General features: G+C 39.0%; 6 protein-coding genes. All 6 read right to left on the reverse strand.

Features of this window, described 5'->3' with window-relative positions; translation table 11 throughout:
- On the reverse strand, positions 1-2,222 hold a 2,222-nt coding region (locus M3P19_RS11555), incomplete at its 3' end, for a DUF8202 domain-containing protein (protein WP_470299682.1).
- A 666-nt stretch (positions 2,223-2,888) separates the two neighbouring features.
- On the reverse strand, positions 2,889-3,830 hold the full coding sequence (locus M3P19_RS11560) for an ROK family protein (RefSeq protein ID WP_249657840.1): 942 nt from the start codon (positions 3,828-3,830) through the stop codon (positions 2,889-2,891).
- A gap of 2 nt (positions 3,831-3,832) precedes the next feature.
- Complete coding sequence (locus M3P19_RS11565; RefSeq protein WP_249657841.1) at positions 3,833-5,272, reverse strand: sugar MFS transporter; 1,440 nt, start codon at positions 5,270-5,272, stop codon at positions 3,833-3,835.
- 15 nt (positions 5,273-5,287) lie between these two features.
- Positions 5,288-8,614 carry a VCBS repeat-containing protein gene (locus tag M3P19_RS11570; RefSeq protein ID WP_249657842.1) on the reverse strand — a complete coding sequence of 1,109 codons (3,327 nt, stop codon included), beginning with the start codon at positions 8,612-8,614 and terminating at the stop codon, positions 5,288-5,290.
- A 163-nt stretch (positions 8,615-8,777) separates the two neighbouring features.
- Complete coding sequence (locus M3P19_RS11575) at positions 8,778-10,460, reverse strand: SusD/RagB family nutrient-binding outer membrane lipoprotein (protein WP_249657843.1); 1,683 nt, start codon at positions 10,458-10,460, stop codon at positions 8,778-8,780.
- A gap of 11 nt (positions 10,461-10,471) precedes the next feature.
- A complete protein-coding gene (locus M3P19_RS11580) occupies positions 10,472-13,600 on the reverse strand; it encodes a SusC/RagA family TonB-linked outer membrane protein (RefSeq protein ID WP_249657844.1) in 3,129 nt (1,042 codons plus the stop codon).
- Between the last annotated feature and the right edge of the window lie 108 nt (positions 13,601-13,708).

Genomic DNA, 13,708 nt, shown 5'->3' on the forward strand with positions numbered 1-13,708 from the left:
GCCACCGCCCCGCATATCTGTTCGTCCGCGCCCGCGTCCGCCACGGGCTGCTCGTCAATGGTAACTAAGAAATTTTGCTGATCGCTACAATTTGGAATACTTCCGGTTTCATCATAAATAAAAAGGATTCCAGACGCAGTTATAGATTCACCAGGCAGGTATTGATTGCCACCTCCATCAGGGGCATCGTAATAGGCTTGATTGCCTGTAAGGTTAGTGCCTGTAATTGGCGGAAGAAGAAAACTATCACATGCTTCTATATCTGCTAAGGCATCTATACTTGGTGTTGTGTAAACATAGATTAATTGTAAAACATCAATAAAGTTATTAGCTCCGTCAGTTACTCTATATGTTCGTGTTATTGTTTCAGGGTTGCTATTTACATCAGTAGTATCATTTAGATGTGTAACGTTGACAATACCACAATTATCTGCTTCATCTGTTACTACCAATGGGTCTGGAGCTGGAGCAGAATCACATACGGTAATTGATGGTGGATTGGAGGCTGTTGGAGGTATATTATCACCATAACCAAATGTAAAAACTTCCGTGTGTTCAAAAGTAAGTCCATCAAATTGGGCAATTCCTGCAACGATACTAGTTGAAGAGACTTGGTTAATAATACCTGTGGTGAAGTCACCATCACCATCTGTGTCAATTAACAAAAACAAATCACAGTTTCCATTAAGCAAAATATCTGAACCGTTTAAGTCAACCTGTAAACTGACATCGGAAATAGGAATGGTACCGAAGTTGGTTTTTTGAATTTGCCATTCCCGACCAATTCTAGAAGTAATACCGGGAACCAATTCTGTGAATTGCTCATTGATATTTCCACGATCATTACCCCATAACAGATAGTTGTAGTCCTTTGGACTTCCAAACCAAGATCCATTTATCGTTGTTCTTGAATGATCAATATTTCCGGTGCTAAAGTTATTGTTTGTGGATATTGTAACTCTTGCTTCAATATTCGAACTTTCGGAAATACGTTGTTGAAGATTGTATCTTAATTTTCGATCATCTAAAGTTGTACTATTATCACCCCCATCATAGTTGTCGTATCTATCTTTTCCAATCCCTGCTATATCAAACCTATATAGGGTATTGAGATTTGGATCCCAAATTGTTGCACCACTGGCTGAAACATAAGTGTATCCAATATTACCATTAGTGCTACCAAGTGTAAGGGCAGGATCTGCGCTAAGGGTTATCCCATATTTTATTGCAAGGTAACTTTCAAGTGCTTGAATTTCATTTGGGCCTAATGGACCGTCCAAAGCAAATATTTCTGCGATACTTCCCGATAAGTTTCTATTGGGGTCGGAGCTATTGAAATGCGCACCTATTCTATTATAGGGAAATAATCTTCTATGGGCATCGGGATGTGAACGAATACCCGAAATATCAGGTAATCCGTTCACTCGAGTGGTCAACTCTTCTTGTCCAATACCTAAAGTATCTCTTCTAAAAACCCCTATTGTTGGTAGTCCTTGGGTATCTATTTTACCAGGTTCAAAAAAATCAGGGCTTGTATCTTGGGTTCTGCCAACTGAAAACCTGTTGTTTTCTGATACCCCAAGTGATAAGTTAGTGGCTTGTGAAGGATGATCGCGGACATCACCACCATAGAGCAATCGTTGCGTTTCAGCTGTATTTCCAGCTCCTAAGGCTTTAAACACGATTACAACGGTAGTCTCACCCCTTGTAACAGATTCAAATACCAAGGCATCCCCAACCCCGTCTAAATCTGCATTTCCATCAAAATATAGAACTGGGTTAAAGTTGATGTTGTCTATTGGATTTTCACGTAATTCAGGTGGTCCGGGAATTGCTCCCGTGGGGTTTAGGAAATCAACACCATTTGTGCCAAAAGGATAATCATAACCGATGGGAAATGCAGCAGAATAAGGTCCAATAGGCTCTAGGATGGCATTTTGCTCCTCATAATCAACCCAATCATACCAAGTTGTTACTGGTGTTCCGTTAGGTGGGGGTAGAGGTGTGAGGTGGTACAATTGCCCATAGGGTGGACTAGCGGGACTATTTACGGCCCGATCTGCCATAAACCAGGTATCTACTTGTTGCGCACTACAGTCAGCCGGGCCATTAAGATTATAAAGAAATGCAAAAAGCGCTAAAATTAGGAGCTTGTATTTTCTTAATAGATTAAGCTTGGAACAAAAAGTGCCAAATAGGTGTATTAGTAGAAATGGTATCATAGGCTTGTAGGTTCTGCCGACACTTTCCATTTGAAAGATTGGGATGTTTATGCAGTTTAAAAGAAGTAAAACAACTTGGAATATTAGGGGTATAATTAACAAATGCCCCTTCTCAATTGACAAATGCCCAAGTTGAATCAACGAATAGTTTTTAGGAGTTTCATTGATGCTTTAGTAATGGATTGTAGGGTGAATTCAAAAAAAATAGCCGTCAAGAATACCTTGACGGCTTAGTCATCTTATGACATAAGAACACACATGTTACACCAAATCCTATATTCTTAGTTAACCATATAAATGGAAATTAGATGACTATTTGATTTTATGATATTTTATAAAACAAGTTTGATGGTTCATTATTAAAGGAATACTACTCGAAACTTGGTTATTGATACTATTGATATACAACTAGTTATCCATTACAACCAAGGAATTTAACATTCCTTGGCGCAATGGAAACCTCAACTAAACTAAACACTTTATGACCAACAGCCTTAAAAGTGTATTGCTATGTACCGTAGTAAACCTAACTACTTAAGTACACTTCAAACATAGAATTTCATATGTGTTTTTTTCCACCGGAATTTATGAATGCCCGTTCTGAGTTCATGAATGCCCGTTTTGAATTAACGAGCGAAAAACTAGGGAATCAAGGAAGCGATAAAACTATAGTTCAGGAAGATTGTTTTTCACGTTTTTCCAAAAGTCCTGATCAAATACGCGAGTACATCCTACAATAGCCCCTTTTTCCATATGATTGGAAATGCGAATAGGAATGCACACTTCATTTTGATTTAGACTGGCTTGAAGCGCTTGACCAAAACAGGCGTAAGCCTTGGATATGTTTCCACCAAGAACTAGGGCGTCTGCATTGAACCTTTTTAACCAAGGCGCAAGGAAAGATCCTAAATCAGTGCCAAATTCCGTGAACATTTGTTTAGCCAATGGGTCAAATTCAAATAACAGAGCCAATTCCTTGACACCTGTTACCGTTTCTCCACTGAGTTCGTGGTACGCATTTACACATCCTCTTGTGGAAAAATAATCATCTGCCATCCCGTCCTTGTAGGGGAGGTTCCACAAACAACCGTTTGGAGGTACATTGGGTCCATTTACTACCGGAATACCGTTTTCAACAAATCCTGCACCTAAACCAGTTCCTAAGGTGATGAATAATTGGCGTTCAAGACCCTCTTCTTCAGCCAACCATGCTTCTCCAACAGCAAATGATGTAGCATCATTAAGAAATCGAATTGGTATCTCATCGGAGGAAATCAACAGGGGCGTTAAGTTTTGAACTACCTTAATTTCATGAAGTGCGCCATATTTGAAACCTTCAGGGTACATTGCGATGCCTTCTTTATAATTGAAAGGCCCAGGTATGGCAAAACCAATTCCCTTTAACGCCAAATTCTGGGATGCATTTATGGTTTTGTTCAAGGTACTTGCCCAAGTTTCCATAATAACGTCAAAAGGCTCAAGGTTGGCCACATGACTGGTAGCATAAGTCTCCTCCAAAATCTTCTTTTGCTTTACATCAACAACAGCTGAGGATATATGTGTGCCACCTATATCAACTCCAACTACGTATGTACCGTTTTTAGTCATTATTAAGCCTTAATGGGTTTTATTTGATATCCTTTTAAGCCATAAAATATGAGGTAAGCATAGCAGAATACAGGAATGATGAATGATAGTTGAATTCCAATACTGTCGGCAACTGCACCTTGAAGAATAGGAACCAAGGCACCACCCACAATCATCATCACCAAAAGTGAGGAAGCTTGACTGGTATACTTACCTAAATCCTTAATAGCCAAGGTGAAAATATTGGACCATAGGATGGAATTAAAAGCACCAATTGCAATGGCACTCCAAAAAGCAATTGTGCCCTGAGTTGTAATCATAATAATCAAAAGAACAATGACTATACTGGCAAATAGAGTCAAAACCCTGTGCGGTTTTGAGCCACCAATTAAGAATGCCAAATAGTTGATCACTAGGAAGAATATGAAAAACTGGATTTCAGCAAATGGTATTAATTCCAATGTAAAAGCGCCATCGTTGTTTTTAACTCCGGTGATAAAGTAAATGACCATAAATGAGATTACGGATAGTCCAGCCATGGTTATATACTTCCGTGTTTTGTCCGTCATACTCCCCATTGCAACCGACCCTAAAAATCTTCCAATCATTGCGCCACCCCAGTAATAGGAAAGGAATACGCCTCCTTGCGATTCGTCCATCCCTGCAATGCTTTCCAATTTGAAAAAATTGATTAAAAAACTACCGATGGTTACCTCTCCACCAACATATACGAAAATTGCAATCATCCCAAGGACGACATGTCTGAACTTTAGGACATATAGGCCCTTTTCTAAAGATTCTGTGTTCTTAAAGGATGGAAGGTTTACAAATTTAATTATGATGGCCAATAGGAAGAACAGGCCGCCATATATCAGATATGGAATCTTAAGTGAATCTACTGTGATTTCTCCGTTTGAAAAGACTTTGTAAAGTAATATTGCGCCTACCAAAGGCGCAAGGGTTGCTCCAAATGAATTGAACCCTTGTGCCAAATTCAACCTGCTGGAGGCGGTTTCTGGTTTTCCCAGTATTGCAGCATATGGATTGGCTGCAATTTGAAGAATCGTAACTCCGGATGCCAAAACAAAAAGCGCGCTTAGGAATATGCCGTAGCGTTGAAATATGGTTGCAGGATAGAACAAACAACAACCTAATCCACATAACAAAAGGCCAATGATAATCCCATTCTTATAACCGATTTTGGATATGGGGTCACCCTTGCTTATCGAAATAATAAAATAACCCAAGGATATAATGAAAAATGCTCCAAAAAAGGCAAACTGAATCAATGCTGCTTGGAAATAGCTAAGCTCGAACACTTCCTTTAAATGAGGAATAAGGACATCGTTCATTACCGTGATGAACCCCCACATGAAAAACAGAAACGTAATGGTCAAAAACGGTTTCCTGTAGTTCGTGGCTGTAGTGTTAAGTACGGTGTTATTATTGGGAAGGGTTGGCATATTTAAAACAAAAAATTAGGGTTTAGGATTAGAATTTATTTCTACCAAGTCCATTAGTTCGTTATTCTTACCTACGGCTATGTGTGGCTTTCCGGATATTTGAAGAAATTCCATGTTTTTTGTATCCCTTGAGAGAAATAATCCGGAATCAGCGGCATCAATAGGTTCAAACTTAAAATCACCTCTATTATTCAATAATAGGCCATAACCTGCGTCGTTTCTTGGTGTTTCTATTTCTGAAGCGAACAAGTTCCCTGCGATAATCAAATCATTTAACCCATCAGCATTGTAATCATAATCCAGAATGGCATTAATTGAAGATATTTGGGCAACTTCAGGAAAAGCAATGAATTCCAGACTACCATCGCCTTTATTTTTCAAAATGCCGCTTTTAAAATTATAAGCGCTCAAATGCAGCGCTTGCGACAGATTTTCTTGGCCGTAGATATCTTTTACTGTGGATTTGCCAAATACATCATACGAAGGTGTGATCTTCTTAATAGATGGCATTTGTTGCGAAGAACATTCTCTTCCTCTTACGGGGTACAAATCACCAAAATTGTAATAGCCAAGTACTAAGTCCTTAGAACCGTTGTTGTCAAAATCACTATAAAAAACTTCAAATGGTTCGCTTGCATTTGCTTTGTACTTGTAGTTTTCACCTAAATTCCCCAGTACTAAATCTTGATTGCCATCATTGTCAATATCCATTGCTTTGATTGCGTAATACCATCCAGTTAGGTCAATGTTTGATTGCAGCGTGGATTTTATAAAACGACCATCTTGGTTGTGAAAAACAGTAGGAGCCATCCATTCACCCACAACACATAGGTCAAGGTCATTATCCTTGTCTATATCAATCCATACAGCATCTGTTACCAAACCGAGTTCCATAAGTTCTGGCGCTTGATCCTGGGTTACATCGATAAATTTTCCATTTGTGTTAAGCAGCAGATAGCTGTTTGCGGCAGCGGGATAATCATGTGGAACAAACCGACCTCCAACAAACACATCAATGAAACCATCTTGATTGAAATCTGATAGACGAATTTTAGAGCCACTTACGGATAATTCTGGGATTACATTCTTTGTAAGCACTAGTCGGCCTGATCTGTTTTCGTATAGTCTATCGTGATAATTGGCCGAACCTTCTTCAAATTCGTTTCCACCTGTAATTACATACAGGTCTAAATCGCCATCATTGTCAAAATCAAGGAATTTAGCATCAACATCTTCATAAATTGCCTCTTGTTCGAATGATTGGGCCTGTTTAAAAGTTCCAGTATTAGTCTGTAGGTAAAGCGCCGATGCTTCGCCTGAACTCTGACCGAAATATATATCTTCTTTGTTATCTCCGTTAACATCACCAATGGCAACAGCAGGTCCAAAGTTGGATAGTTTATGGGGTAATAAAACTTGGATTAGGTAATCGTCAAAGTCGTTTTCAGTATGTGCAATTTCATGACCTATTTCTGATATATTGAATATTTTTGGTAGGATTTTAGAAACAGTGGAGGAAGCAAGTTTCTTTTGATCATATACAATTTGAGTTGTGCTGTTGACTGCAACTTGGTCCCAAGTTTGCTTTTGATCTTTGTTCCATTTCACAACAATGGAATCTATGGTTGAAGTGATTCCAAGACCAATGTTAAGCACTGGTGACACAGAGGATTGATACCCTCTTACCGTATAATTTTCGAATAGTTGCGGGTTTTGCCCTGCCGAATAGACTTCAATTTTAGCACCAATTCCCATTCTATTATTGGTTGGACCTGTAAATTGTAGTTTAATAAAATTTGATTCTGGTCGCAGGTTGGAATTGTTCTTGTAAATGCTTGCTTTTTCATCAACATTATTGATGACGATGTCCAAATCGCCATCATTGTCCAAGTCAGTATATGCGGCACCATTAGAATATGTGCTTTTTAGATTTTTAACCCATTTTTGGGTACTGTTTTCAAATTTCAGTCCTCCTTGATTTTTATAAAAATAATTTTCGTAAGGCCGATTCGGAGTTTCATTGATTAGGTATTTAACTTTATCTGGACTTGACATAAAGTCCGGATTGTCATTGAGGTATTTTTTCATTTTGGCATCAAAATCCTTGTTTCGGAAATCTCTTTTAATGCCATTGGTTATGAATATGTCTTTGAGGCCGTCGTTATCAAAGTCAGCCATAAGAGGGGCCCAACTCCAATCCGTATTGGAAATCCCTGTCATCTGTGCAATGTCTGAGAAAAATGGAGTTCCAGAACTGTCTACATGGGTACTGTGCTTTTGAAGTGCGTTATACATGTATTGGTAGTGCTTTCCAGCAGAAACATTTGTATTGAACTTTTCAGGGTTCATACTGGCCATACTGGTTTTCATACCATAATTGTCTTCAGAAACCATATCAAGTGTTATGATATCCAAATGGCCATCGTTATCGAAGTCAGCAATATCATTTCCCATGGAAAAGTTGGACATATGGTTCATTGCTTTTTTACCAACCTCTTTGAATGTTTTGTCCCTTTGGTTCAAATACAAATAATCAGGTTCGTCATAATCGTTGGATACATATAAATCAGGCCAACCGTCATTATTTAAATCCCCGATACCTATACCCAAACCATATGCGAGGTCATTGGAAAAAATCCCTACTTGTTCCGTTACATTTACAAATTTTCCATCCTGATTTTCGTAAAATCTGTCTCCATAAGCAGAGATACTTTCTTTGTTTCCAAAACTCATGGTTTGTGGATTGTGGTTCATGAGGTACATGTCCAAATCCCCATCTTGATCATAATCGAAAAAGGCTGATTGTATGGAGTTTCCCGTGTCTGCCAAACCAAAGGTTTCCGCATCTTCCTTGAAGGTTGGAATACCATCATCATTAACCCCTTGATTGACATATAGCTCGTTTTGGATTAATGCTTTTCTGGAATATGGCCCGGATTTACAGATATAAATATCCAATAGCCCATCATTGTTGATATCCACCATATTGGTGCCGGTGGACCATCCTTTAGCACCTTTTGTACCTGATTCGTTTGTGATGTCCTTGAACTCTAAATCACCTTGGTTTAAATACAAAGCGTTATTGCTAAGATTTGAGGTGAAATAAATATCATCAAGGCCGTCGTTATTAAGGTCTCCTACGGCAACTCCACCACCATTGTAAACGTATTCGTAAACAAATGAATTGGTCAGTTCGTTTTCAACGATTCGGTTTACAAACGTGATGTTTGTTTTATTGCTATCCAAGTTTTCAAAAACATAAGAGGGATCATCCTTGGATGTGTTGCAGGCAGCTATAAGGCCTACAAAAATGCAAACAGCTAGGTAATTGGAAAAACGCATTTTAGTGAATTGGAATGAGACTTTAGTTACTTACGTATTGAAGGTAGGAAACCAGTTTAAAAAAGTAAAGGAAGATTGCTCTTCCTTTACTTAAAATTAATTATGAATCAAACTAACTCAAACTATAAATTAATCTTAACGGATTAAATACTACAGTAAGTTCTTATTGTGCAAACCACAATGTGGTCGCTTGTAAATCATCTCCTTGAATTCCTTGTACAGCACTGAAGTTAGGATTGTCCTGAGCTCCAGACCCATATCTCATACGTTGTGGGTAATCACCGTTCAAATTTCCAAGACCATAAATGATTTGGTCAGATACACCTGCTGCAAGTTCTGCAGGATAACCGGTGTCTCTAACCACAGCCCAAGCTTCGAAACCATCTGTGTAGCTAGCTAACCATCTTTGGTGAGCGATTTTTTCAAGTCTCTCATCGGTTGTACCACTTGTGATATCAGCAGCAGCCTCAGTTGCAATGTATGTATCAGCATCACCTTCAGGAATATTCCAAAGTTTCATTGCTTCTTTGATTCCAGTTGCGAACAATGCCTGGGCATCTCCACCGGAAATTCCTCTTACAGCAGCTTCCGCTTGAAGGAAGTAGGACTCAGCACTTGTCAACACTATCTCAGGATAAGCATCAACTTGAGATCCTTTTTCTTGGATTACTCTATCACTTGGCGTACTGAACATATCATAACGTACGTAAGGATATGTATCACCATTGGTTCTGGTAGGCTGTCCAATAAACTGACCAGGAGCAACTTCTATTGTAGTTTCATCCCCAGCGGTTGCCAGTGTATAGTCAGCTCCGGCTTCATCAAGAGTTGCAACAACGAAATCCAAACGATCCTGATAATTAGGATCTGGAGTTTCAGCGTTGTTCACGAATATGAAGGAACCTCCTACTGCTGGTTTCGCATAAGAAGAAAGTCTAGGATCATTGTTGTCTTGCAACATGTTGATCAATGTTGCACCTACAGTCCAATCGGATCCACCTCCAAAGTTATGCCAGATATCACCATAAGCGGCAGCAGCCCATTGGCTAATCACAAAATCCTTGGTCATTACCACACTTCCATTGGCATCATCCAAAAGAGGTGCCGACAAGGCTTGATTAATAGCAGCAGTGGCGAAGTTTTCACCAGGAGCATTCAATGCACGCATTGCAATACGCAATTTCAAGGTATTGGCCATGCGCTTCCATTGTTGAAGATCACCTCCACAATAGATATCGTTCTCTCCAGCATCATTAACACCAACTCCTGTAGTTTCAGCATCACCAATTGTTGCCATTGCTTGATCTAAATCCGCAATAATTCCTTGGTAAATTACAGATTGTTCATCAAAAACAGGTGTAAGAATACCATCTACACCAGCTTCAGTGTAAGGTACCATTCCAAAGGTGTCTGTATACATTTGGTAATACAATCCTTTGATGATTAAAGACATGGCATACATGTATTCGTTCTCCAAGTCCCCACCTTCTTCTACAAACTCTTGGAAGTTAAGGATGTTTCCAAGATAATTGTTCAACCAACCAAAGGTTGCATCAGTATATCCTGCATTATAGGTATAACACAGTTCATCTGACCACCAAGAGGAGTTATGTCCAAAGGTGAAATGCCCTGCATAACGATCCGCATGGATCAAGTGCGCTCTCCAGTATGGAAAACGATCGGGAGAATACAAACGGAATTGCAGGTCAGTCAAGAAAAACTTTGCACTAACCTCATCCGCTAGAAATCCACTTTGATCAGTGTTCATTTCCGTGAAATCCTCAGTACATGATGTTGCGAACACTAGGCACAGCAACATACACATTAATAAATTAATTTTTTTCATTGCACAATTTTTTAAAAGTTAACATTTAGGCTAAGTCCAAAACTTCTAGTCGTAGGTAATGCGTAAAACAACACCCCTTGAGCAAAGTTTGAAGTTGAGTAACTGGACTCTGGGTCAAAGTTGTCAGCCTTTTTGTATAAAAATAACAAATTTCTACCTACAGCACTCAATGTAGCACTCTGTATAAACGTGTTTTCCAGAAGTTTACCAGGGAATGAGTAGCTTAAGCTAACCTCTCTTAACCTAAAATTCGTTTGGTCAAATACATATTCTGAACCAATGTTGCTTACAGCTCCCCAATAGTCCTGAGCACTAATTGTGGTGGTATTAGGTGTAAAAGTACCATCACCATTATCAATAACTCCATCTACAAGAATTCCACTTTCACGGAATTGTAATGATTTTTCTGATACTCCTGATGCATCTAATGCGGCATCGGTAAAGGAATATACTTCACCTCCAACTCTAAAGTCAATTAAAGTATTAAGTGTAAAGTTCTTGTACCTGAAAGTGTTTGTAAAACCACCTGAGAAATCAGGTTGATAGTTACCAAATTTTTCTCTTTCGGAAGTAGCTTGGGGACGTCCCTCAGCGGTAACAATCAACTGCCCTTGGTCATTTCTAAGCCAAGTTGTCGTCTCAATATCGCCAAACCCTTCTCCTGCTCGTCCTACAACTGACACAGTACCTCCATTATCGCTACTAAAGTTGAAAAAATCTTGTCCTTCAACTAAACTTACAAGCTCATTCTTGTTTCTAGCGATGTTAAGAGATGTATCCCAAGAGAAATTTTGGGTCTGCACAGGAACACCACCGACTAAAATCTCAAAACCTTTGTTGGTGATTTCACCAACGTTTGTTCTAAAGTTTTCAAATCCGGCACCAGTTCCTAGAGGTACGTCAAATATTAAATCTGTGGATTTAATGTTATAATATGAGAAATCAGCGTAAAGACGATTTCCAAGGGCTCTTAATTCTAAACCAAGCTCTGTAGAAGTTACTTCCTCTGGACGTAGACTCTCGCTAAACAAAGTGTTTTGTCTACTAACCACTACATTGTCCAAGAATCCGTTCGCAGCAATTCTAAAGGTATTCACCAACTGCTGAGGGTCTGTATCATTACCTACAGTAGCGATACTACCTCTAACTTTTAATAAGTCAATAGAGTTGCCTAAATCAAATGTTTCGTTCAATAGAACACTTAAACTTGCAGAACTATAGAAATAAGATCGGTTGTCTTCTGCAAGAGCTGAAGACCAATCATTTCTAGCTGTTAAGTCTAAATAGTATGCATCGTTATATGACAATGATGCAGAACCGTAAACGGAATTGATACTCTTTTGGATTCTTTGACCTTGAGAAGCAAAAATCTCTTCAGTATTATCCAATAATGGTCTTCCAGGTATTTTGAAATTATCACCATTAGCAGATGACCGTATCGTAGAGAAACGTAGTGCATTAGCACCTGCATTTGCCGTTAAGTTGAACTTTTCGCTCAAGTCTTTATTGAACATGAACAAGAAATCGTAGTTTGTCTCAGTTCGATCGTTTTTGGAAAAACGAATTCTTCCATCACCAAAGAAATGGTGTCCTACTCTTGTTATGCTTTCTGTGTCTTGTGTGATATCATCAGTACCTACACGAACGAACGCTGATAACCAATCGTTAAATTGATATTGCAATTTAGCAAATCCAGAAATCCTTGTTCTTCTATCGCCGTTAAAATCGTTTTGTAGAATCCAGTATGGGTTACCACCAGAAGAAGTTGGCGCTATTACTCTATAGATATCATTCGGATTGATAGGGTTTTCAATATCTTGGAAAACCTGTAAATCTGTAAGGCTTACGTTTCGCGCCAAAGGCCATAAATAGGCTGCAACCCCTTCCGTACCTTGATTAGGACGGTTACGGGCGGTTTGTAAGAAATAAGTAACCCTTGTATCCAAAGTCAATTTGTCGGTTAAATTTGCAAATGCCCTTAAATTGAAGTTGTCTCTATCGATTCCAGAGTTTGGAAGAATAGATTCTATATCTGAGTTTGTATAAGAAAATCTTACAGAAGCTTTTTCACCTCCCGCACTTAATGCAACGGTATTGATAAAGCTAGTTCCTGTCTCAAAGAAATCCTTAACGTTATTCGGTTGAGCTACATAAGCTCTTTGTTGTCCGTTGTAAGCCAATTGCTGTGAACCGTCAAATCTTGGACCCCAAGAACCTGCTCCTGCTACTGTATTTACTTGAGTAGCTAATGGGTCATCTGGGTTGATCTGTGGGAAATTCCCATCTGTACCTCTACCATATTCGTTTTGGTATTCTGGTAGTACCAATGGATCTTCAAACAAAGCATTGGAAGTAATGGAAACACCCAAACCTTTATTTAAAGAACCCTTCTTGGTGGTAATGATAATAACCCCGTTACTAGCTCTAGACCCATAAAGGGCAGCAGCGTTAGGACCTTTCAAAACGGATAAGGATTCAATATCATCTGGGTTAAGGTCAGATACACCATCACCTAAATTGCCAATGTTAAATTGACCCGATCCAGTAGGAGCGCCCAATGCAGAATTGTCAATTGGCACACCATCTACTACATACAATGGTTGGTTGTTACCTGTAATCGAGTTGTTACCTCTAATTACCACACGAGATCCACTACCAGCACCAGCAGTACCTTGTGATACTACAACACCAGCAACCTTACCAGCAAGGGAATTAACTACGTTTGGCTCTTTTGCCAAAGACACGGCACTACCGTCAACTTCGGTAACGGAATATCCTAGGGATTTCTTTTCCCTAGTGATACCAAGTGCAGTTACAACTACCTCGTCCAATAATTCAACATCCTCAGCCAAACTTACATTGATAGAAGATTGTCCGCCAACGGCAATCTCTTGATCAGTAAAACCAATTGATGTAAACACTAATACGGCAGATCCATTGGATACAGTGATGGTATAGTTACCATCAAAGTCCGTAGATGTACCGTTAGAAGTTCCTTTTTCGACAACAGTAACCCCTGGAATAGGTGTTCCAGTGCTTGTGTCGGTAACCGTTCCTGAAACGGTTGTTCCTTGCGCCATCATGCCGTTCATGCATAGAAAAGACACAAGGATTAGAAAGTAATGAAGTTTTTTGTTCATACTATATGAGTTAGGTTATTAGTTTCGAAAGCTTAATAAAAGCTTAAAGTTCACTTTATAAAAATTTAAATTCCTAATAGATCTAAGAAAATTTTTCGACTAATAACG

Source organism: Flagellimonas spongiicola (genome assembly GCF_023502425.1).
GTDB lineage: Bacteria > Bacteroidota > Bacteroidia > Flavobacteriales > Flavobacteriaceae > Flagellimonas > Flagellimonas spongiicola.